This is a genomic window from Komagataeibacter sucrofermentans DSM 15973, from assembly GCF_040581405.1.
Lineage (GTDB): Bacteria > Pseudomonadota > Alphaproteobacteria > Acetobacterales > Acetobacteraceae > Komagataeibacter > Komagataeibacter sucrofermentans.
The window spans coordinates 137,600-159,720 of the sequence record NZ_CP137157.1 but is presented as its reverse complement, the minus strand read 5'-3'; the positions used below and the strand labels follow the sequence as shown (position 1 = coordinate 159,720).

General features: G+C 64.7%; 23 protein-coding genes. 12 read left to right on the top strand and 11 right to left on the bottom strand.

Annotated features, from left to right (window positions below; genetic code table 11):
• Positions 1–97: 97 nt before the first annotated feature.
• The gene (locus tag R5N89_RS00750; protein WP_110567807.1) at positions 98–2,425 is read left to right on the top strand and encodes a TonB-dependent receptor; all 2,328 of its coding nucleotides are present in this window, start codon (positions 98–100) and stop codon (positions 2,423–2,425) included.
• Here R5N89_RS00750 and R5N89_RS00745 read toward each other — a convergent pair.
• Positions 2,374–3,744 carry an MFS transporter gene (locus tag R5N89_RS00745; RefSeq protein WP_110567805.1) on the bottom strand — a complete coding sequence of 457 codons (1,371 nt, stop codon included), beginning with the start codon at positions 3,742–3,744 and terminating at the stop codon, positions 2,374–2,376. The genes R5N89_RS00750 and R5N89_RS00745 overlap by 52 nt on opposite strands.
• A complete protein-coding gene (gene panB / locus R5N89_RS00740) occupies positions 3,741–4,571 on the bottom strand; it encodes a 3-methyl-2-oxobutanoate hydroxymethyltransferase (RefSeq protein ID WP_110568042.1) in 831 nt (276 codons plus the stop codon). Before panB ends, R5N89_RS00745 begins: the two co-directional genes overlap by 4 nt.
• 427 nt (positions 4,572–4,998) lie before the next feature.
• Between panB and R5N89_RS00735 the strand changes: the two genes are divergently transcribed.
• From R5N89_RS00735 to sodC, 3 genes are all read left to right on the top strand, one after another.
• Positions 4,999–5,994, top strand: a complete 996-nt coding sequence (locus R5N89_RS00735) for a hypothetical protein (protein ID WP_110567803.1) — start codon at positions 4,999–5,001, stop codon at positions 5,992–5,994.
• A 187-nt stretch (positions 5,995–6,181) separates the two neighbouring features.
• A complete protein-coding gene (locus R5N89_RS00730; protein WP_110568040.1) occupies positions 6,182–8,176 on the top strand; it encodes an AAA family ATPase in 1,995 nt (664 codons plus the stop codon).
• 345 nt (positions 8,177–8,521) lie between these two features.
• Positions 8,522–9,082, top strand: coding sequence for a superoxide dismutase[Cu-Zn] (sodC, locus tag R5N89_RS00725; RefSeq protein ID WP_110567801.1), 561 nt, complete (start codon positions 8,522–8,524; stop codon positions 9,080–9,082).
• A gap of 98 nt (positions 9,083–9,180) precedes the next feature.
• On the opposite strand, the gene R5N89_RS00720 is transcribed toward sodC, so the two are convergent.
• Complete coding sequence (locus R5N89_RS00720; protein WP_208624640.1) at positions 9,181–10,020, bottom strand: phosphatase PAP2 family protein; 840 nt, start codon at positions 10,018–10,020, stop codon at positions 9,181–9,183.
• A 155-nt stretch (positions 10,021–10,175) separates the two neighbouring features.
• On the opposite strand from R5N89_RS00720, the gene R5N89_RS00715 reads away from it, so the two are divergent.
• Complete coding sequence (locus tag R5N89_RS00715; protein WP_061274818.1) at positions 10,176–10,385, top strand: hypothetical protein; 210 nt, start codon at positions 10,176–10,178, stop codon at positions 10,383–10,385.
• Positions 10,386–10,508: 123 nt separating this feature from the next.
• Here the strand turns inward: R5N89_RS00715 and R5N89_RS00710 are convergent, their stop codons facing one another.
• Entirely contained in the window at positions 10,509–11,273 is a 765-nt protein-coding gene (locus R5N89_RS00710; RefSeq protein ID WP_110567797.1) for an SDR family NAD(P)-dependent oxidoreductase, read from the bottom strand.
• A 103-nt stretch (positions 11,274–11,376) separates the two neighbouring features.
• Positions 11,377–11,733: a YidB family protein gene (locus R5N89_RS00705; protein ID WP_110567795.1), complete on the bottom strand. Its 357-nt coding sequence runs from the start codon at positions 11,731–11,733 to the stop codon at positions 11,377–11,379.
• Positions 11,734–11,964: 231 nt separating this feature from the next.
• Here R5N89_RS00705 and R5N89_RS00700 point away from each other — a divergent pair, with 231 nt between their 5' ends.
• From R5N89_RS00700 to R5N89_RS00690, 3 genes are all read left to right on the top strand, one after another.
• Positions 11,965–12,276 carry a hypothetical protein gene (locus R5N89_RS00700; RefSeq protein ID WP_110567793.1) on the top strand — a complete coding sequence of 104 codons (312 nt, stop codon included), beginning with the start codon at positions 11,965–11,967 and terminating at the stop codon, positions 12,274–12,276.
• Between the two features lie 105 nt (positions 12,277–12,381).
• Positions 12,382–13,794: a deoxyribodipyrimidine photo-lyase gene (locus R5N89_RS00695; protein WP_110567791.1), complete on the top strand. Its 1,413-nt coding sequence runs from the start codon at positions 12,382–12,384 to the stop codon at positions 13,792–13,794.
• 274 nt (positions 13,795–14,068) lie between these two features.
• Positions 14,069–14,713: a hypothetical protein gene (locus tag R5N89_RS00690; protein ID WP_110567789.1), complete on the top strand. Its 645-nt coding sequence runs from the start codon at positions 14,069–14,071 to the stop codon at positions 14,711–14,713.
• Positions 14,714–14,989: 276 nt separating this feature from the next.
• Here the strand turns inward: R5N89_RS00690 and R5N89_RS00685 are convergent, their stop codons facing one another.
• From R5N89_RS00685 to R5N89_RS00675, 3 genes are read right to left on the bottom strand one after another with little or no spacing between them, the layout of a single operon-like run.
• Complete coding sequence (locus tag R5N89_RS00685) at positions 14,990–15,271, bottom strand: hypothetical protein (protein WP_354680953.1); 282 nt, start codon at positions 15,269–15,271, stop codon at positions 14,990–14,992.
• A 46-nt stretch (positions 15,272–15,317) separates the two neighbouring features.
• Positions 15,318–15,962, bottom strand: a complete 645-nt coding sequence (gene grxB / locus R5N89_RS00680; RefSeq protein ID WP_110567787.1) for a glutaredoxin 2 — start codon at positions 15,960–15,962, stop codon at positions 15,318–15,320.
• A 10-nt stretch (positions 15,963–15,972) separates the two neighbouring features.
• A complete protein-coding gene (locus tag R5N89_RS00675) occupies positions 15,973–16,158 on the bottom strand; it encodes a YqaE/Pmp3 family membrane protein (protein ID WP_110567785.1) in 186 nt (61 codons plus the stop codon).
• 160 nt (positions 16,159–16,318) lie between these two features.
• Between R5N89_RS00675 and petA the strand changes: the two genes are divergently transcribed.
• On the top strand, positions 16,319–16,954 hold the full coding sequence (petA, locus tag R5N89_RS00670) for a ubiquinol-cytochrome c reductase iron-sulfur subunit (RefSeq protein WP_110568038.1): 636 nt from the start codon (positions 16,319–16,321) through the stop codon (positions 16,952–16,954).
• 62 nt (positions 16,955–17,016) lie between these two features.
• Here the strand turns inward: petA and R5N89_RS00665 are convergent, their stop codons facing one another.
• The 3 genes from R5N89_RS00665 to R5N89_RS00655 form a co-directional block, all read right to left on the bottom strand.
• Positions 17,017–18,108, bottom strand: coding sequence for an L-dopachrome tautomerase-related protein (locus R5N89_RS00665; RefSeq protein ID WP_110567783.1), 1,092 nt, complete (start codon positions 18,106–18,108; stop codon positions 17,017–17,019).
• Between the two features lie 287 nt (positions 18,109–18,395).
• On the bottom strand, positions 18,396–18,932 hold the full coding sequence (locus R5N89_RS00660) for a DUF1269 domain-containing protein (protein ID WP_110567781.1): 537 nt from the start codon (positions 18,930–18,932) through the stop codon (positions 18,396–18,398).
• Between the two features lie 133 nt (positions 18,933–19,065).
• Positions 19,066–19,800: a lytic transglycosylase domain-containing protein gene (locus R5N89_RS00655; RefSeq protein ID WP_110567779.1), complete on the bottom strand. Its 735-nt coding sequence runs from the start codon at positions 19,798–19,800 to the stop codon at positions 19,066–19,068.
• A gap of 122 nt (positions 19,801–19,922) precedes the next feature.
• Here R5N89_RS00655 and R5N89_RS00650 point away from each other — a divergent pair, with 122 nt between their 5' ends.
• Genes R5N89_RS00650 through R5N89_RS00640 form a run of 3 tightly spaced genes read left to right on the top strand, consistent with a single transcriptional unit; the run spans position 19,923 to position 22,014 of the window.
• Positions 19,923–20,153, top strand: a complete 231-nt coding sequence (locus R5N89_RS00650) for a hypothetical protein (RefSeq protein WP_146220184.1) — start codon at positions 19,923–19,925, stop codon at positions 20,151–20,153.
• Complete coding sequence (locus R5N89_RS00645) at positions 20,150–21,043, top strand: TrbG/VirB9 family P-type conjugative transfer protein (RefSeq protein WP_110567777.1); 894 nt, start codon at positions 20,150–20,152, stop codon at positions 21,041–21,043. The genes R5N89_RS00650 and R5N89_RS00645 overlap by 4 nt, the downstream gene beginning before the upstream one ends.
• Entirely contained in the window at positions 21,040–22,014 is a 975-nt protein-coding gene (locus R5N89_RS00640) for a TrbI/VirB10 family protein (RefSeq protein ID WP_110567775.1), read from the top strand. The genes R5N89_RS00645 and R5N89_RS00640 overlap by 4 nt, the downstream gene beginning before the upstream one ends.
• Positions 22,015–22,121 lie beyond the last annotated feature (107 nt).

Below are 22,121 nucleotides of genomic sequence, written 5' to 3'. Positions count from 1 at the left end.
TACTATATCGGTCCCCGATTTGTTCAAGACGATGTCATATCCCACCCGGATGAGACAGAATAATGAAATAAAAAGATTTTTTTTCAGGAACGCCCCCATGCCGCGCCCGCCCTGCCGCCCCGTCGTGTTCTCCGCACCATCAGCTGGCCGCCTGCATGTACTCACGGTGGCGCTCAGCACGCTGCTCGGCCTCGGGCCGGGCATGGCGGTGGCCGATGACAGCACCACGCAGCCCACCCCGGCAAAGCCGCCCCGCCCGCCCGCTACCGGCAAGGTGGAAACGCTGACCGTAACCAGCCAGCGCGTGGTGGGCACCGAGCCCGGTGGCGGGCTGATCCGGGTGGAGAATGCGGCAAAATCGGTCAGCACCATCGGCACGGATTTCATGCGCAAGCAGGCGCCAAGCGCCACCGCGTTCGACATGGTCAGCCTGCTGCCCGGCGCCAATGTCTCCTCATCCGACGCGCTGGGCTTTTCACCGCAGAGCAATATCAGCGTGCGGGGGCTGGGCGGGGATTCGCTGGGTTATGTGCTCGAGGGCATGCCGCTCAACGATATTGCCTATTATAACGGCTATCCCGGCCAGTTCGCCGATACCGAGAATTACCAGAGCGTTTCGCTTGCGCAGGGGTCAGCCGATCTCGACTCCCCCGTGCTCAACGCGGCTGGCGGGCTGATGAGCATGACCTTCCGCGACCCGTCCATGCGGGCGGGGGGGTATGCGGATGTCTCTTATGGCTCCTACAACACCAACCGCCAGTTCCTGCGGCTGGAAACCGGGCAGATCGGGCATACCGGCCTGCGTGGCTTCGTGTCCTACTCGCATGGCTATACCGATAACTGGCGCGGGCCTGGGCATGACGAGCGCCAGCATATCGACTTCAAGTTCCTGCGCGAATGGGGGCAGGGCAACCGGGTCTCGCTGATCGGCACATGGAACACCATGGTGGCCAGCTACTACCCGCCGGTCGACAAGTCCGGCTGGCAGGCCCAGGGCGTGCATGGCGCGGCCAACAACCTTGCCGCCACCTACAACCCGAACAACGCCGCAGGCGGCACCGATTACTGGGCGCTGTACCGCCAGCCCGAGCGCATTGCCTATCTTGCCGCCCCCGCGCGCTTTACGCTGGCGCGCGGGCTGCACCTCAAGGTCACGCCCTATGCCCAGTGGAGCTACGGCAACGACCCCGGCGGCACGACGCTGGGCGATGCCGGGCTTTCAGGCGGGGCGGATGCGGGCACGGTGGTGCGCTCGAACTGGACCCAGACCAGCTACCGCTCGGGCTTCAACGCAACCCTCGACTGGCAGCTTGGCAACCATGACCTCGTGTTTGGCTACTGGTACGACTACTCCGACGACAGCGAGCACCAGCCCTTCACCCCGGTCAACGCGCAGGGCTACGCCCCCGATATCTGGGTGGACCGCATCAGCCGCACCCTGCTTGATGCCAGCGGCCAGCAGGTTGACGCGGGCAGCTACCACATGATCTCGCAGACCAATGCGCTCTATATCGGCGACCGGATGCATTTCCTGCGCAAGAAGCTGATGGTAGATGTGGGCTTCAAGGAGGTCATGCTCGACCGCACCGGCACCACCACATCGGGTGGAGTGCAGACGGCGGCGGGCAGCAACAGCGCCACACCGCTGCCGCGCATCGCCATCCGCTACCAGATCACGCCGCGGCACATGGTGTTCTTCAACACCACCACCAATTTCCGCACGCCTGATGAAAGCGCGCTGTTTGGCGGGGTAACGGCCAGCGGCACCGCAACGCAGCTTAAAAACGAATATTCCGTGTCCGAGGAGTTGGGCTACCGCTACAATGGCGACCTGATCGTGGGCAGCCTGACGCTGTTCAATTACAATTTCACCAACCGCGAAATCCAGACCCTGCTCAACGTAAATGGCGCGCAGGTCGATTCCACCATCAACGGTGGTGGCCAGACCTCACGCGGGGTGGATGTGGAGATCGGGCTCAAGCCGTGGCACCATTGGGCACCCTACCTGTCGGGCGAATACCTGCACGCCACCATCGACAGCGACATCCCGTCCGCCACCGGCATGCTGGCCACGCGCGGCAAAATGGCGGTGGAAAGCCCGACACTCCAGGCCTCGGCAGGGCTGAGCTATGATGACGGGCATTTCTTCGGGCTGGCCTCGGTGCACTATACCGGGCGGCAGTATTCAACCTTCATGAATGACGAGCGCATGCCCGACCACACTACGGGCAACCTCGCCATCGGTTACCGCATGGATGACCATGCCTTCCTCTCGCACCCCGAATTCCGCATGAACTTCATCAACATCACCAACCAGCATTACCTCTCCGGCGTGGCCACACCCACGCTCACCAAGGCCGATGGGCCGCAATATTACGTGGGTGGCGGGCTGGCCGTTCTGTTTACCGCCGCCACGGGGTTCTGAGCCGCAAGCCCGCGCAGCACCACCCCGCCCGCCAGCAGGTACAGCACGGCGGGCACCAGCAGGAAACCTGCATGAAGGCCCGCCTGCGCATGCGCCGTCTGCCCGCCCGCGCCACTGACCAGGCCCGCCGCCGCCAGCACGCCCGCCAGCAGGCTGCCGCCAATGTCGAACGCCATTTTTGACGCCATGGAATTGAGCGCCCAGCCCAGCCCCACCGCGTGCAGGCCCTCCGCACCCCCTTCATGCCGCATGGCGTGGGCCAGCAGGGTGAAACAGGCCGGGTTGCACACGCCCACGCACAGCCCGAACAGCGCCAGCCCCACCACGGTCACATCCAGCCGCGCGGGCAGCCCGTAGGCCAGCAGCAGGATGCCCCCCGCCGCAACCGTGCCGCGCCGCATGACCGCGCCCGGGCCCCACCGCGCGCACAAAGGCAGGGACAGGCCGCACCCGGCCAGCACCATCACGCTCATCATGCCCAGCAGCCAGCCCGCCATGTGGTCGCCCGCGTGCAAAACGTAACGCACGTCATACACCAGCGCGCCGAACAGGAAGGTGCTGCCCAGCATGGTCAGCAGCATGGCGCCCGTCAGCCGCCGCCATGCCCGGTTGGCCAGCAGCGACACGACAAGCTGCCGGGGCGCCACATTGCCGCCATCCGTCGCCACGCGCTCATGGCACAGCCGCGCAGGCAGCCACACCAGCAGCCCCACCACGCACGCCACTCCCGTCATGAACAGGGCAAAGCCCGCCTGCCGGTTGCCATGACCCAGAAAATCCACGGCAGGCAGGGTGGCCATGCTGACCACAAGCCCGCCAAGCGTGGCCCCCACCATGCGGCTCGTGGCCAGGCGCAGGCGGATGGCGGGATCGGATGAAATCAGGCTGGTCATGACCCCATAGGCGGTATTGACCACCCCATAGCTCACGCACAGCCCCATATAGGCCACGCCCGCGCACAGCCCGCGCGCCACGATGGGCCAGCCATGGGGCAGCGGCACGAAGGTCAGCACCACCAGCACCATGAACGGCACAAGCCCGCCGCGCAGCAGCGGCAAGGCCTGATGGCCCGCGGGCCTGCGGTCGATCCACAGCCCCACCGCCGGATCGGTCACGAGGCTGGCCGCGCGGGCGGCAAGCAGCATGAACCCCACCATGCGGGCGGGAAAAAAGCAGATTTCGGTATAGAAATACGCCAGGTAGCTGAGCATCAGCCCCCAGATGATGTTGAAGCCCGCATCACCCGCGCCAAATGCCACGATCTCCTTCAGGCCCACGCGGGGGGAAGGAGGCGGCACCGGCGCGGGCGGGCGCGTCATCCCGGCGTGACCGCGCGGCGGATGCCAAAACATTCTTCCGGCCCCGGAAAGCGGCGGGTGCGCACATCCTCGGCATACCGGGCCACGGCGCCGTCAATCACATCGCCCACATCGGCATAGCGGCGCACGAAGCGCGGGGTGGCCGTGCCGAACACGCCCAGCATGTCATCAACAACCAGCACCTGCCCATCACACGCAGGCGAGGCCCCGATGCCGATCACCGGCACCGGCACGGCGGCCACGATCTCACGCGAGACGGATTCGACCGTGCCCTCGAGCACCACGGCAAAGGCACCCGCATCCGCGATGGCATGGGCATCATCACGCACCTTGCGCGCCTGCGCCTCGTCACGCCCCTGCGTGCGAAAGCCGCCCGTGGCGTTGACCGCCTGCGGCATCAGCCCCACGTGCCCGCAGACGGGAATGCCGCGCTCGGCCAGAAAGCGCACGGTTTCGGCCATTTCCACCCCACCCTCCAGCTTGACCGCGCCGCAGCCGGTTTCAGCCATGAGGCGGGCGGCGTTGCGAAAGGCCTGCCGCGGCGATTCCTGATAGGAACCAAAGGGCATGTCCACCACCACCAGCGCACGCTGCGAGGCCCGGACCACGGCCGCGCCATGGGCAATCATCATGTCCATGCTCACGGCCAGCGTATCGGGCATGCCGTACACCACCATACCCAGCGAATCCCCCACCAGCATCACATCGACATGCGCATCGAGCCTGCGGGCCATGGGCGCGGTATAGGCCGTAAGCCATACACCGGGTTCCGCGCCCTTGCGCACATCGCGGATGGTCCGCCGCCGGGGCTGCTCGCCCTTGCCCATGCCTGCCATTTTCCTGCCATATCCATTGCGTTACGATGATATCTGGATATTGCAGCCCATCGGTCTTGGCAAATCCGCTGGCCACCATAACAGGCGGGCAGGCGCAATTGGGTGGAAACCACCGCGCTCGCCACGTCGTTGTCTTGCAGGACTGAAAGAGACCTATCCGTTCAGCCAGGGGAAACCTGTCGTGGATTTAATGTGATATTAATTACTATTATCACATAATATGCCTATGATATACATCAATACGGCGCTCAACGATCCTGCATGCAAGCCCCAGCCCCATAACAAGGCGCATGCCACCCCTCCCATGTGACCCTGCCCCCATCCCTGTGGCGCATGGCTCCGCGCGGTGCAGGCCCGTTCTGCCCGCTCCACCACCAGTACCGCCCGTTCTGGCCACAGATACTTCAAGGACCGTCCGATGCGTGAAACACGTACCGCCCTGGCTGCCTGGCATCTGCAGCATTCCCGCCCGGAATGCCTGGTAAGCTACTTTGACCCCTGGCAGCCCGTAGCACGGCAGCTCGACCTGCTTGCCAACCGCTTCCAGGCCGTAAAAGCCCTGTGCGACAACGAGCGCGACAACCTCGCCACCGAGGATGACGCGCTGGCGCAGCTACGTGATTCGCTGGCCTTTCACCTGCTCAAGGCATGCGTGTGGTGGCAGGTCGATTTCTCGCCCCGCGCCGTAACGGGGCTGTCGGCGCCGCATTTCATGGAGCACGCCCACCGTCATACCGCGCGGCACGTGGATGATGAAACGATGCTCGATGTCATGACATGGCAGCATTACATGCACCGCGCCGATAGCGGCCACATCATGGTGACCGGCACCGATCCGCTCTATCGCGGCAAAACCACCATCGTGTACGGCATTGACGGGCATCGGGGCTTCCGCTTCGCCATGCAGCGCCCCGGCCAGCCGCTGGCGTGGAACGACATCACCCACGCGGATTTCATTGCCGCCAGCCTCAACGCCCGCGCGCTGCACTGCCTGATCGAGACGGAATGCGCCGCCATTGGCGAATGGGACCAGGCGCGCGAGGAGCACATCCAGGCCACGCGCCACCATGCCCGGCACTTCCACATCGTGGGGCAGGCTGACCCCGTGGCGCGCTATGCCACGGCCCTTGAGCAGTTCAGCCGGTGCCAGTCGCGTTTCGGGCGGTCTGCGTTCGAGAACATCGTCAACCACATGGCCTTTGCCGTGGCCCATGCCGCCCATGAGCAGGGCCTGAGCCTTGCCGAACTCCTGCGCCGGGGCGACGGGCGTCCGGTCAGCCCCAACATGGTCGACAGCCTGAAAAGGCGCGCCCACGCCCACGTCACCACCGGCACCGACCCGCTGCGCCAGCCGGAACTCGTGGCCATGCTCAACCGGGTTGAAACCGGCTTCGCCCTCTCTGACGGGCGATAAGACAGGGGGAGAAGAAAACATATTCTTCTCCCCCCACGACATCCGGGCCTGCAATACCTATATTCAGCAGGAATAGCAGGAGACCCGATATATGGCATTGGCCAAAAGCAGACGACCGGCACCCCGCCGCAGGACGGTACAGCCCCGCTCGCCGCGCGTACGCGGCGAGACCCGCCGCCTGCTGGAAATGCTGTGCGTACTGCATGGTTCGATCCATCGCGGATCGCGTGATGCCGGTGCCCTCGTGCGCTGCGTGGTGCAGGCCCAGCCCGATCTGGCCCTGCCCGACAAGGACCTGCCCGCCGCCCCCCGCCATGATGGCGAGAACCCGCCCACCGCCACGGAGTGGAAGCGCCTTGGCCACGCGCTTGAGGAAATTCGCCTCCAGCACGCAAATGACCGGGGCTACGTGGATGCCTGGCTGGATGAACTCAGCCACGCCACCGGCCTTGGCAGCGTTGCCAGCGAGGTGCTCGGCCTTGCCATGTGCTACCGCCTGAACGGGCATTTCGAGCAGTTATGGGATGATTTGTGCGAAAACCGCTCGCGCGGGCCGTTCCTGTGCGAGGACATTCCGCTGCTGCACCTGCTGCTCGGCCAGGAGGAGGACGCGATTGCCACGGCCCTCGCCCCCGACGGCCAGCTGCGCATGAGCGGACTGATGACCGTGGACGAGGATGGCGACATCACGCTCCTGCCCCGGCTTATGGCGCTGATGAACCGCCGCGCCAGCGTGGTGGGCGATATCCGCTCCATGCTGCTTGGCCAGCCCCGCACGGCCACCCTGCCGTGGGAGGCCTTCGCCCATCTGGGCCAGCAGGCCGAGATTGCGGCAAAGCTGCTCAAGGCGGCAGTAGCCACCCATGCCAGCGGCATCAATATCCTGCTTTATGGCCCGCCGGGCACCGGCAAGACCGAATTCGCCGCCACCCTTGCGCGGCATATCGGGGCCACGCTCTACCCCGTGGGCGAGGCCGACAGCGCGGGCGATGAACCCTCGCGCCATGAACGCCTGGCCGACCTGCGGTGCAGCACGCGCCTGCTGCGCAACACCGAGTCCATCCTCCTGTTCGATGAGGCGGAGGATCTGTTCACCTCCAGCCTGTTCGACGCGCCGCAATCCTACAGCCGCGTGTTCTTCCACCGCCTGCTCGAGCAGGGTGGCACGCCGGTGATCTGGACCGCCAACGACCTCGATACCCTCGGCCCCGCCATCGCCCGGCGCATGGCGCTGTGCATCGAGGTGCGCCAGCCCGGCATCGGCGTGCGCACGCGACTGTGGCAGGACATGGCGCGTGAGGAGAAAGTAGCCCTCGCCCCGCAGGATGCGGCTGATCTTGCCCGCACGATACCGGCCGCACCCGGCATCTTTCGCAACGCGCTGCGCTCCACCCACCTTGCCGGCGGCGATTCGGCCATGGCCAGCCTGATCGCCACCGGCATTGCACGCGCTGCCGCGGGCGGGCAGATGCCCATGCCATCGCAGCCCGACGTAACGGATTATGACGCGACCCTCATCAACGCCGATTGCGACCTGCAGGCACTGACCCGGCGCCTTGCCCGCCCCGGAGCCCCCCGTGCGGTCTCGCTGCTGCTGTCCGGGCCACCGGGCTCGGGCAAGAGTGCCTATGCCCGCCACCTCGCGGCCGAGATGGACATGCCGGTGCTGCAGAAGCGGGCCTCCGACCTTTTGGACAAATATGTAGGCCAGAGCGAGCAGCAGATCGCCGCAGCCTTTGCCGAGGCGTGCGACAGCGGGGCCTTCCTGATCATTGATGAAGCCGACAGCCTGCTGGGCGACCGCCGCTCCGCCGAGCGGTCATGGGAGATCAGCCAGGTCAACGAGATGCTGACCTGGATGGAGCAGCACCCGCTACCGTTTGCCTGCACCACCAACCTTGTCGAAAAGCTGGACCCGGCCAGCATGCGCCGCTTCCTGTTCCGCGCGCGCTTTGGCTACCTGAACGCAGAGCAGGCGGCCCATGCGTTCTCGCGTTTTTTCGGGCAGGCGGCACCTGCGGGCCTGCGGCATCTGCACACGCTCGTGCCATCGGACTTCGCGCTGGTGCTGCGCCGGGCGCGACTGCTGGATGAAAACCCAACGCCGGAGGAACTGCTCGAACGCCTGCGCACGGAAACCGCAGGGCGCGAGGGCAACCGCAAGATCGGTTTTCTTTCCTGAAAAAAGGCGGCACCCAAAAACTTCACCACCTGCTTTGCACGCCTGCTGTCGCAGGTCGCCATCCATCAGGTGCCGTTGGGCAAGGGCGTCGTGTCCTGCAAGAGTGTGGACATGTCCAGCCTCGCCTGCAACACGGCGATGCCGTTTTTCCTTGCGGGTGCCCCTCCTTCACAAAGAGTTGGATTCCGGTTCCCCGCGCATGGGTCGAGACTGCATGCCCGTCCCATGGCATCCGGGTCATGGCGGGCGGGGGCAGCATCCGGGCAAACCGGCCGATGCATCGTGGCCCCGCCATTCCATGCCCGAGCGCGACAGTGCGCCGCCGTCGAAAAGGAAATCCACTCCATGCCCACACGACGTCTCCGACTTTCTGGCCTGTTTTCCCTTGGCCTGCTTTCCCTTGCCAGCGGTTACGCGGCGTTCGCCACCCCTGCCCGGGCGGCCGATACGGCATCGGGCGCCCTGATGGGCACGGACGGCACGGCGCGGGGGGCGATCCATGTAACAGCGGCGCCAAAGGGGGTGCTGCTGCGTATCGAGGCCACCGGGCTGATTCCCGGCTGGCACGGCGTGCATTTCCATGAAAAAGGCATCTGCGGCCCGCCGAAATTCACCGATGCAGGCGCGCATGTCCATGCCGCGACGCCGGTGGTTCATGGCCTGCTGAACGCCAATGCGAACGATGCGGGAGACCTGCCCAACATCTTCGTTGGACAGGACGGCAACGCGACGGTCGAACTGTATTCGACGCTGGTGACCCTTAACGGCACGGACGGCCACCCGGGGCTGCTCGATTCCGATGGGTCCGCCCTTGTCATCCACGCCAACCCCGATGATTACCGCACGCAGCCGATTGGCGGGGCGGGCGACCGCGTGGCCTGCGCCGTCATCCATCAGGGCGGGTGACCGATCAGGGACTGTTGGGACGCAGTCCACCATAATCAGACAATAAAAGCTTCCGGGTGGCGCCTTGTATAAAAAAGGCGCCACCCGGAAATGACAGGTTATTGTGGCGGATGGGAAGCGGCATCGGCCTCGATGGCGCATTCGGCGGCAGGGGGGGCTGCCATGGTGGCGTGCAGCGCCGTGACCTCCGCCCGCGCGGCATCCATTTCCTGCCGGAAGCCATCATCCTGCTCCATGGCCGAATACAGCACGCCGCCATTGAGCCAGCCCGCCGCGACATCGGTCTGCCACTGCACGCCACACACCACGCGGCTCTCACCAAACACGCGGGCACGCTGCATGATCGCAGCCGTGCGATCGGGCAAGATATCGGACAGGATCAACCCCGTGACCCAGCCCAGGGTTGCATGGAGCGAGGGATAGGACGGATCACGCTTGAGGTCGGCGCGGAGCGGGATGCAGGTGGGGAGTTCGGCCTCGGTAAAGGGGCGGGGGCGATTCCACAGCGCTTTCTCGGCATTGACGGCAGGTGTCAGGCGCTTTTCGATCCGCGCGACCAGACCAACGAGTTCGGGCAACTGCCCGGGCGGCAGGGTAAAGCCCGCCGCACACGAAAAGGCCGAGACCATATGCGCGGGCGTATCACGGTTATCGTCCTGCGCGAGTTTCCACCGTGGCGTGCCTTCAAGGGCGCGGGTCGCGGCAAAGATGGAAGCATCAGCCGCGCGCTGCGCCGTGTCCGGGCCAGGCGGCGGCGGCAGGAACACCTGCCCGTCAGGCAAGGGCGGGCCAGCAGGCACATCGGCCTGCGCGGCAGGATGGGCATGAGCGGCATGATGATGCGGGTGCGCAAAGGCTATGACCGGCGGCATGGCCAGCAGCCCCGTTACGGCACAGGCGGCCAGCCTGCGCGCCATGGCAGAACGATCGAGACGCATCTTGTTCCTGTCAGTTCACCTTTTGCCGCAGGCCACGGCCACACCCTGCCCATAGCATGGGGCGCGGAAGGGGCAAATGCCGCGCGCGCCAGACGCATCTTCTGCCTCGGCGGGTTTTATGGCATGCTGGCCCGACAAGCTGGAGGCACGCCCCGATGAACCGCAGAAACCCGATATGGCCCACCACCGTCAGCCCCGTGCGGATCGGGCTGTGCGTGATCGGGCTGACGCTGGTGCTTGTCCAGTTCATTCATGGGCTGAACATCAGCCCCGATGCCATGCCGGGTCAGGTCATGTTCCATATCGCCATGCTGGCCCTTGGCGCCATCGTGTTCGTGGCGGGCATGTGGGGACCTTCGCTTTAAATAAAGCCATCAATGTAAATCATTGAAAAATAATAAAAGTTTTTAGTGAAGCTTATTTGCAAAAAGCTTCAAAGAAGAATGCCGCCTTCTTGAAAAAAGACGACACCCAAAACCTTTATATTTTCAGCGCCCGCCCGATACCGTCATGACGCTGCCCGTCATGTACGATGATGCGGGCGAAAGCAGGAACGCCACCGCCTGCGCAATCTCGTCCACATGGCCCACGCGGCCCATGGGCACCACGGTCTCAGCCAGTTTCGCGGTCTCGGGGGGGACCATGTCGGTCGCGGTCAGGCCGGGTGCCACCGCATTGACGCGAATGCCCTCGCGCGCAACCTCATTGGCCAGGCCGCGCGTAAAGGTCTCGACCGCCGCCTTGGTGGCGGCATAGGGCACAAGCCCCGGCAACCCGCCCAGCCGCGCCGCAACGGAAGACAGGTTCACGATCACGCCGCCCCTGCCGCCATGCCGGGTGGACATGCGGCGCACCGCCTCGCCCGCGGCCAGCATGGTGGCGCGGATATTGATGTTGAACAGCGCATCGAGCGTATCCGCGCTCTGCTCGTCTACCCGCACCTTGGTGCCGGTTACGCCAGCGTTGTTGACCAGACCCCATAGCGGCCCGAGTTCATGCGCGCGCGTGAACAGGGTGCGGATCTCGCCCGGCTGGGAAAGGTCGGCTTTGATGGCCATCGCGCGGCCACCGCGTTCGGTAATGGCGCGGGCCAGGGCCTCGGCCGGGGCGGCGTTGGTGGCGTAATTGATGGCTACCGCATGCCCTTCACGCGCCAGCAGGGTGCTGATGGCATGGCCAATGCCCCGGCTGCCCCCCGTTACGATCACGACGCCGGGGGTCTGGGCCGGGGTGGGGGAACTGGCGCTGTTCATGAAGCTGTCCTGCCTGCTGTGGGGTGTCCGATAAGGGGATCATAGACCCCTGCCCCCGCCTGCAAACAGGAAAACATGCCCGTTTGCAGGCGGGCAGCGTATATCAGCCATCCAGCCGTGCAAGGTGGGGCAGCAGGTCGCTCAGCCCCTTGATGGTGGCAGGACGCGACAGCCCCGTTTCATCCGAGAACCGGCCAATGACGGGCTCGGGGATCAGGGTTGTCACCACGTTTTCATCAACCGATGTGTTGGTGGGGTGGTTTTCCCAGCGGATGACCTGCTCTTCCAGCCCGGCCTTGCGGGCGCGGGCGTGCAGATCCTTGCGGCCAGGGCTGTTGGCATTGCCCATATAGGCAATGACCGCGCTCATCAGGCCCGATGTATCGGTGCGGGCGCCGGTCAGCACATCAGCAACCTTGCCTGCAGCCTGTCCGATCTGATCAGTACGGGTGGTAGCCATGGTATATGCTCCTTTGTGATCTGACGTTGTGGTTATGACAGGCCAACGAACGCAGGCCGCCATTCGTGCCATCACGGATTTATGAAGACTGTCCTGTATTTTTCAGGGAACTTTCGGAGCGCGCGCCTCATGCTCCTGTTATGACAAAAAAGGTTGACAGCTGTAGCAAACTGCAATGCGCTGTGATGCAGACAGGAGCCACGCAACCCCGAAAAGCAGAGGAGAAACATAATGCGACGCCTGCCCGATGCCCGGCGTTCCACCATGCATGGGCTTCTTACGCTCGTCTGTGTTGCCACGGGGGTTGCCTGCGCCACGCCACCCGCCCATGCGGCCGAACGCGGCGATCAGGCCAGCGCATGCAAGAGCGATGTATTCAGGCTCTGCTTTCTCGACATTCCGAACGAAAAGCTGATGACGGAATGCCTGGAAAGCAAGCTCGATCAGCTCTCGCCCAGATGCCGGGCCATGTTCGAGGATGATGACCCACCCCAGGCCACGGGCACGCCCGCGCCGCCACCCGCAGCCCCTGCGCCACGCTGAAGACATGGCGAGCGCTGAAACCGGCCGGTGACGGCGGGCGGTTATTTGACGGCCCGCCATTTGTACCCCACACAAACAGCCCGTATTTTCTGGAACAGGGTTGTCATGCCTGATTATGCTCCCACCATCATGTGGTTTCGTGATGATCTGCGCCTGGCGGATAACCCGGCCCTGTCTGCCGCGGTGGCGGCGGGGCCGGTGGTGTGCGTGTATATCCATGACCCCGCGCTGAAGCGCGGCGGGGCCGAGAAATGGTGGCTGCATGGCGCGCTTGAAGCCCTTGATGCCGACCTGCGCGCGCGGGGCGGGCAGCTATGCCTCATGGCGGGAGCCGAACAGGACTGCCTTACATGGCTTGCGCACGCCCTGGGCGCGCGCGGCGTGGAATGGAACCGCCGTTACGCAGGGCCAGCCCGCACGCGTGATGCCGCGATCAAGACCGCGCTGAAAGCCGGGGGCCTGACAGCCCAGAGCCACCCCGGCAACATGCTGCATGAGCCGTGGCAGGTGCGCACGAAACAGGGCGGCGCCTTTCGCGTTTTCACGCCGTGGTGGCGGGCGGTGCAGGCCATGGGCACGCCGCTGCCGCCGCTGCCCGTGCCACATGGGCTGAATGCCGCCCTGGCCGCCGCTCCGGTGCCAGATGCCGTAACCGAACGGCTCGTGAAGCTGGCCGACCTGTCGCTCCGTTCCACTACGCCCGACTGGGCGGCGGGCCTGCGCGCCACATGGCAACCGGGCGAGGCGGCGGCCCGCGAGCGGCTTGATACATTCGTGGCGGAGCGCCTGCCCGGCTATGCCGCCACGCGCGACCTGCCCGCCCAGCCCGCCACATCGGGCCTGTCGCCATGCCTGCGCTTTGGTCATGTCTCGCCCCGGCAGGTCTGGCATGCGGTTGAGGCGCGCGGCACGGGCGACCGCGACAGCGCGAGCTTCCTGAGTGAGTTGGGGTGGCGGGATTTCGCCCATTCCACCCTGTTCGAGTTTCCCGATATGGCAACGCGCAGCCTGCGGCCTGAATTCGACGCCATGCCCTGGCGCACCGACCCTGCCGGGCTGCGGGCCTGGCAACGCGGACGCACCGGCTACCCCATCATCGATGCAGGCATGCGCGAATTGTGGCACACGGGCTGCATGCATAACCGCGTGCGCATGATCGTGGCGTCTTTCCTGACCAAGCACCTGCTGCTGGACTGGCGGGTGGGCGAACAGTGGTTTGCCGATACGCTGGTGGATGCCGATGTGGCGAGCAACCCGTTCAACTGGCAGTGGGTGGCCGGGTGCGGGCTGGATGCGGCCCCGTATTTCCGTATTTTCAACCCGGTGCTGCAAGGTGAGAAATTCGACCCCGAAGGCGCATATGTGCGGCACTGGGTGCCCGAAATCGCGCGTCTGCCCGGGCGCGCCATCCATACGCCATGGAAAGCCGATCTGCCCGCGGGCACAGGCTACCCCATGCCGATGGTGGATCTGGCAGGCGGGCGGGCGCGTGCGCTGGCCGCATGGAAAGCGCTGTAGCCCCGATTATAAACCACATCCCCCTTAAGTAGACAGCCGTGTCATATGATGTTAGGGATTTTCGCCACGATAACAAATATTATGTATTAATTATTATATGAAACTATTTCCGCGATTTCCCGAAAGGCGTGCAGTTCCTGACCTTACCACGCCTTTGCAACGACTGATCGCGGCATTTTTTCATTTGAGACTCATCAACATCTCAAAAACGGCCCTATTTTAATCATGTCTCCCGTGCTGGCGACATGCACGCAGCACCTGGAGGCAGGATTTAATGGGTAGCAAAAACAGATATGGCTCCGTACAGGCAGTGTCCTGTGAGAACGGACAGTTTGCCCTTGTCTCCGGTCATTTCGATATGGATTCGCTCCGGCAGGCCATGGCCCAGCACCGCAGGGAAGGCCACATGTCCACCTGCCAGGGCAATACATGCCCCATCGTGGCGCGTAGCGGCGCCTGGCTGAGCGCGACCCTGACCGAGCTTGACGGATGGAATGCGGGCGCCCTGAACCTTGATGGGGGCACGATCATCATGGGCCATGCCCACAGCACGAACGTGACCCTGCTGCCGGTGAACATACAGGCGGGTGGCGGCACCCTGATGTTTGACAGGAGCACGAAAAATAGCGGCAAGCTGCTCGTTGACCTCAAGCGCATGTGCGACTCCCACGCTACGCTGAACCTGATTTTTGAAGGGCATGAGCAGCAGTTTGCAGCCTACGACCCCATGATGGACATGACCCTTGTCGGGCTGGCACCCGGCAGCGACACCATCGAGGGCTGGGTTGCCCTGCGGCTTGATGGCAACCCGTGGCGCATCGTCTGCCCCACGGCCATGGAAGGCACGCCCCTGCCCCAGTTGCGCCGTGAGTGGCGGGCCGACGGACAGCCACATGTAACCCTGAGCCTGCCGGGCTGAAAAAGGGCGTCAGAACAAATCACGAAAAAAAGAGGACTCTGCATTCCGACGCCTGATCTCCTCAAGCGTCAACAGACTTATCCACAGGTCTGCGCAAAAGATTCCATCTTGCGAATCCTGTTTCCTGTTGCGGCAAAGCGACAATAAATGGCTATTTTCCGCCATAATCAGGATTCTTTTTGTGCCCTGCTTTACGTCCGCAGTTTCCTGTGCAGGGGACTCGGCTGGATGACGGTGAAAAAAATCCACACCTGACCGCCGCGTTCCATCAGGGACTCAGCCATTGCGTCCCGCTGCGTCGTCATGTTCCGCAAGGGCGGGGGGCCCATGGTCGGGTTGGGCGAGATGAGCCAGAATTTCATGAGGCAGATTTTCGGTAAAGACCCGGTCGAATCGCGCATGTAGCGACTGACGGACCCAGACCTCGAATGGCGTGCCGCCACCGCGCCTGGCGGGGAGGAGCGGCGTATCGTGGAATGCTGGCATGGTGTCCCTCCCTGTGATGCCGGGCGTGTCATGCACCGCAAACGGCCTGGCCACGCTGACAGTTTCCTCCATCCGTGCTCCGGCGGGGCTGCCATGCGCGCGCGCCCGCCGTTCCCGCTCAGGCCGCCATGGAGTCGAGCAGCGGAATGCCGGTGGTCTGCGCCATGCCCATGCAATACGCCCGCACCGGCGCGGGCCATACAAGCCCCGCCACCAGCGTCAGGTTGCGCAGGAAGGGAAAGAGATGGATGTCATCGGTTGAAAGCTGGCCATTGACCGCGTCAGGACTGCGGATCAGTTCGGCCAGGCGGGGAAGTGCCGCGTTGATGCGCGCGATCAGGGCCGGGCTTTCGGCCAGGCGCTGATAAAACGGGCCGACCATCTCCTCCTTGTTGCGGATGAAATACAGCCGCGCCGCCGTGGTGGCGAATTCCGGCAGGGGCGTTGCCGCCGCGCGCGGCAATGTCAGGTTCAGGTAGGGGGCCTGGATCTCTTTCATCCATGCGGTAATTTCGGGGCGCGTGGGGCCGGTCAGCAGGGGCCTGCCATCCATGGCATCGACATGGGCGACGATGTCCATGCTTTCCCCCATGAAATGGCCGTCCTGCTCCAGAATCGGCACCATCTTGCGGCCAATCATGCGGGTTGGGGTTTCCACGTCATCATTGAGCAGCACGACATCGGTCACCGGCATGTGCTTGAGGCCAAAAATCATGCGCGGCTTCACGCAGAAGGGGCAGTGATCGTAGATATAGAGCTTCATGCCGGCCCCGTCAGCGTCGCATGGCCGCAATCTTGCGATCCGTGGTGAACTGGCTCAGCGCATAGACCGACCAGATGGCGGCGGGAATCCAGCCAATGACGGTTACCTGCAAGATCAGGCACACAATGCCCGCGAAGGGCCGCCCGATGGTAAAAAACTGTAGCCAGGGCAGCAGGAGGGCCAGGATCAGGCGCATCAACAATACCTTTCTTGTGGTCCGGCAGGGCAGCGGGCATGCCACCGTGCGCGGGTGGGTTGGCCCCACATTCCTGCCAGTGGGGTGCGGCCAGCGTAACATGACGCATGCGCACTGTATCCTCTTCCTTTTGGCAGGGGAGCGCAGTAAAAACATGATGATGGAAAACGCGTCGGACATACAACCCGCCCCCCGGGGGCGCCGGAATTTCCTCGGGCTTGTCACCACCGCCACGGCTGCTGCGGGGGCGGGGGCATGCCTGTGGCCGTTCCTGCAGAGTCTTGCCCCGCGTGACAGCGCCGCCGCTCACCTGCCGGTGGATGTGGACATATCCGCCCTGCCGCCGGGGCAGCAGATTGTCGTGACCTGGCAGGGCAAGCCGGTTTTCATTACCCACCGCACGCCCGAGGCGCTGGCCGTGCTGCAGGATGCAGCCCAGACCGCCCGCCTGCGCGACGGGCCATCACACGACAACCAGCAGCCGCCCTATGCCACGAACTGGCACCGCTCGCTTGACCCGCGCTACGGCGTGGTGGTGGGCATCTGCACCCATCTGGGCTGCGTGCCCGCCTATAAGCCCCTGCCGGAAGGCAAGGGCGAGGCCAGTTGGCCCGGCGGCTATGCCTGCCCGTGCCATGGCTCCAAATTCGACCTTGCGGGCCGGGTATTCCGTGGCGCGCCCGCGCCCTACAACCTGCCCGTGCCGCCGTACAGCATGCCCTCGCCTGGCGTCATCCGGCTGGGCGAGAACCCTGTTGGGCAGGATTTTGACTTCTCGAGCATTCTCCAGCTCTGAAAGAACGCCGCCTTTTTGAAAAAAGGCGGCACCCAAAAACTTTTATCTTTCATCACATGACTTCAGCGCACCGGCTTGAGGTGCAGGTCCATGGTATAGATCGCAACCGGCAGGCGCAGGCGTGATTTTCCATCAGGCTGGAAGCTGGCGGTGCGGTTGAGCTGGACTGCGGGAATCCATAACGTGCCGTGGCTGTCGATCCACATGGCATCGGCCCAGACCAGCCGCCTGTCGCGCACCAGCGTGGTGGCCCTGCCCTGCGGGGTCAGGCGCAGGATACGCAGCCGGTTCACATCCGATACATACAGGTTGCCATCGCCATCAATGGCCGTGCCGCCGGTGGTGGGCGTGTTGTAGAACAGCCGCACGGTCCGGGCGAGATCCTGCGCGGGCAGGTCCGGGTTTTCCAGCGCGGCGGTGGGGGCCACCCAGAGCGGGCCGGAACTGGGCTGAAAATAGAGTTTCGACCCATCTGGCGAGACCTCGAGCTGGTCGGCATGCACGCGGGCGGGGTGACCGCCGGTGGTCAGCAGTCGGCCCTCGGCATACATCGGGCGCTCATCGGTGGTGGAACGGTCATGGGCCAGCACGCGGCGCTGCTGGCCCGTGCGCAGGTTGACCACGATCAGGGCCGGATCGCCCGCATCGGTGACGAAGATCGTATCGTTATGAAAGCGGATGTCATCAATATAACTGTGCTGCGTGCTGCTGGCCCGCAACGAGATGACATGCACGGGCTGCCCGGTCGTGATGTCAAAGGCCAGAAGCCGCGCGGGCGCGCCCCCCATGGGGTTGGGCGGACCGCCCACATTGGCATCACCCGAATCCACCACCCATAACAGCCCGTCCGGCCCGATGCGCAGGGCGTTGACCCGCACGAAGGGCTGCATGTCGCCTTTTGTGCCGTCCACGTGGTTCCAGCGCACATCGGGGAAGGCATGGGGCACGCCCTGCGCATCGATCTCGGCCACACTCGGGCCGCTGCCGCCCCCGCCCCAATATGGGAACGAGACGAACATGCGCCCGTCATCCGCCACGGCTACGGCATTGAGCACACGCTGCGAGGTCCAGGCCGTGTGCAGCGCCGCACGTGCGCGCGCTGGCACCGGCTGGCTGGCAAGGCCAAGGGCAAACACCGCGCCCGCCACGGCCATGCCGCGCAGGGAAAGGGAAAAACCGGGAAAGTGCATGCCCCCACCCTATCACCCTCCACTGCGCAGACGGTTCACGGCTGCGTGTGAAAAAGGCATGCCGCGCGTGAGGGTTCAACTTGGGGTATCGTGCAGTAAAGTGCCTGAAAACCATTAAGTCATAAGAGCTTCCAGGTGCCGCGTTTTTCAAAAGGCAGCGTTTTTTCAAAGCTTTTTGAAAAAAGCTTTACCAAAGGCTTTCTGGCAGGGCGGTTCCCCGCAGGCGCCACGGCCCTGCGGGGAACGGGTCTTCAAGCAGCAGGGGTGGCTGCGGCCATCTGGCCCAGGGCTTCGCGCAGCTTGCTTTCATTGGCGGGCGAAAGCGAGGTCTGGAGCACGCGGGCGTGGCCCTTGAACTGGCTCAGGTCAGCCAGCACCTTGTCGGGCTGCGACTTGCGCACCAGCACGAACAGGGCAGACGTGTTGGCGGGAATGGTCGAGCCGAGCGACTTGATGAAATTGTCATCAATGCCGTAATCGGACATCTTGCCCGCAATCGCCCCGGCGCCAGCGCCCACGATGCTGCCCGCAACAAAGCCTGCCAGCGGGTTCAGGCACAGAAGGCCGACCAGCGCGCCCCAGAACCCGCCCGAGAACAGGCCATAGGAGGCACCGACCTTTTCAAGGTTGATGCTCTGCTGCAGGTGCAGCTTACCGTCCGCCCCACGGACCACGACAACCGCGTCCTCGAGGTCAAGCAGGTATTCCTTTTCCAGCTTCTTGCATTCGGTCAGCGCGGCCGTGGCTTCGTCCTGGGTGTCAAAGCCGATAACGATCAGATCGGACATGGGATACTCCGTTGCATGCTACCGCCACGGTGGTGGCGGATGATGGTTTTGATATTACATGCAAGCTGCCCATCCGCCGTGGTGGTTTTGGGCATGGCCGCCGCCTGCACGATGCAGGTCTGTGCCCAGGGTTCTAGGGTGGAGTGAACACATCGCGCGGCGCATGTGTAAAGGCATCCTGCCCCGGCACGCCATTGCCCTGCCCATTGCCCTGCGGGTCATGGCCCGGCGGGTTTGCGGGGGGTGGCTGCGGCGGCGGGGGGGCCTGTGCGCCCTCGGGCGGCGCGGGCGGCGCGGGCGGGGCCTCAAGCGCGGGGATCATCAGCGTTGCGGGGGCCGTGGGCTGGGCCGCGCGCGCCAGCAGGCCATCAACATAGCCATTGCGCAGCCCGCGCGTGGGGCTGCCGGTATTGTAACAGCTCAGCGCATGGCGCAGCGCGGCCTGCGGGCCTGCCGCATCAGGCAGGGCCGCGCGGTAGCATTCATGCATGATCAGGCTGGCCACGCGCAGGTTGCGGCATGGCTCGAGCAGGGCGGCGGGGTCCAGCCCCAGCCGCGTGGCGTTGCGGCTGTTGACCTGCAGCAGCCCCGTATCAAAATCATGCCCGTGAGCTGCCAGCCAGCGCACGGTGGCGGTGGCTTCGGCCATGTTCGCAGGGGGCCGGGGCAGACGGTACGGGCCGTTGACATGAATGGCCCACGGCACGCCCGCTGATTCCTGGGCCGCAACCAGCATGAGCGTGCGCGGCGCGGTATCGGGCGCGCAGCGCTGCGCAAGCGTGGCCAGAGGGAGCGCCGCCGCCCCTGCCGGCCCGGTCAGGCCGCACGAAAGCCACGCCAGAAGCGCGAGAAGGAACGGGCGCAGCATTTCTTCCTTCCCGGACTTGCCAATAACAGGGGGCTTTTTTATCCTTTCCGCATGCGAACGGTGTCAAGAGACGGATTTAAGCAATCAGCAGCAATCCTGTTCAGGGTCGGGCCACCCGGTCTGTGAGTCAGTCCGTCCGCACGTTTTCGGGTTTGTGGCCTGTCGGGTCGCGTCTGGGCATCGTGGCGATGGGCCTGCTGCTCGCGGGCTGCACGCCCCGGCCGGGCCGTGTCACGCAGCCCAACATGTGGCATCTGATGCAGGTCAACCGCACCCCGCCGCCTGAACTCTCGGGCCGCGTGGCCACGCCCGCCACCACGCCTCCCCCCGTCGCGCAGGATGCACGCCCATGACCCGCACCCCATGGCGCATGGCAATGGTGGCGGCCCTCATGGCGCCGGTCCTGTGCCCCCCGCCTGCCGGGGCAACAGGGCGCAAAAGCGCCTCGCCCTATGACTACCGCATCAAATCGGTCATCTATAATGCGCGTGATACGGTGGAAGTCGATGGCGTAGTGGGAGTCGCGACCGACATCACCCTTGCCCCTGACGAGCATTACATCACCCACGCCTTTGGCGAGGAAGGCGGCTGGTCCTTCGCCTGCCGCGAGAACCACTGCTTCATCCGCCCCAAGGCGCAGGAAAGCGACACCAACCTGGCCATCGTGACCGACCGCCGCACCTACCATATCCTGCTGCATTACGTGGGCGGCCAGCAGGAAAAGGGGCCGGATGGCCACATGCGCACCGTCTTTGCCCCCACGCCGTGGGCGCTGGCGCAGGCCACGGTGGAACTGACCTATCTCTACCCCGATGCGGATGACGGCAAAAAGGCCGCCGCCGCGCGTGCCAGCCACATCGAGGCCAAACTGGCCGACCCGTATGGCGACGGGCCGCACAATACCGCCTATCGCCGCTCGGATGGCACGCAGGACCGGGCCATAGCGCCCCTGAACGTGTGGGATGACTATCGCTTCACCTATTTCCGCTTCCCTGAAAACGGGGTGCTGCCCACGCTGTATGTCATGAACGAAAGCGGGCAGGAAACGGTGGTCAACGCCGTGGTGCTGGGGCGTGACCACAATATCCTCGCCGCCCAGATGACCGCCCGGCAATGGCGCATCCGCTACGGGAGCCTGGTGATTGGCGTGGTCAATGACGGGTTCAATCCCTCGCTGGGCAGTGCGCCGGGCGGCACCATCTCGCCCATGGTGCGCCGGGTCGTGCGTGATGGGGCCTCATGAAGCGCGTGGCCCCCGCCTGTGCGCTGGCGCTGTGCGCGCTGGCCACCAGCCCCGCCCGCGCGCAGGATACAGCCCACCTGACCCTGAAATGCCCCGGCAGCACCGTCATGGTGGATGGGCAGGGACAGGCCTCGTGCCCGTCAGCCACGCCGCCCGCCCCGGTCGCGGCCCCTGCGGCCACGGTGGACAGCGCGGAAGATGCCGCCATGAAGCGCAGGCTCGGCCATGACTTTACCTTCGCCACCCCCGTGGCCGATACCACTGCGGCCCCGGCGGCAACGCCCGCAGCCGCCACCCCGGCGGCCAAGACCGACAACCCGCTCCTGACCCGCCTGCAGCCCGAAAGCACGCCCACCACCCATGCCAGCCTGATGCGCGGCCAAAACCTGATCGTGGGCAAGGGCACGCTGATTCCGTGCGGCACGATCAACGAGATCAACACCACCCTGCCCGGGCTGGTCACCTGCCGGGTCAGCCATGATGTCTATTCCATCAACGGCAAGGTGCGCCTGATCGACAAGGGAGCCGTGGCGGAAGGCGAGGTGACATCCGCCCTGCAATATGGCCAGAACCGTATTTTCGTGAACTGGCTGCGCCTGCGCAACCCCGAGGGCGTGAGCATCGACCTGCTCAGCCCCGGCACCACGCCGCTTGGCGGCAGCGGGGTGAAGGGCAAGGTCAACACGCATTTCTGGGCACGCTTTGGCGATGCGATCATGGTGTCGATCATCACCAATGTGGGGCAGATGATGGTGCAGGCCATCACCAACCTCGCCTCCAAGCCCGGCACCACCAGCATCACCACCAGCAGCGACGACACCAACTCCGTCGTCAGCCAGGTGGAAAAGATCATCCTCAACCAGACCAGCAACGTGCCGCCCAGCCTGTATGTGCAGCAGGGCAACATGGTGCAGATCTATGTGGCGCGCGATCTCGACTTCAGCAGCGTCTATACCCTGGCCGAGCAGTAACCATGGCTGCCATGTGGCAGGGAGTGAAAGCCCTGGTGAACCATGACCCCGCCCCGCGTGTTGTCTGCCCATGGGCCACCCGGCCCGCAACATGACAGGAAAGGCAG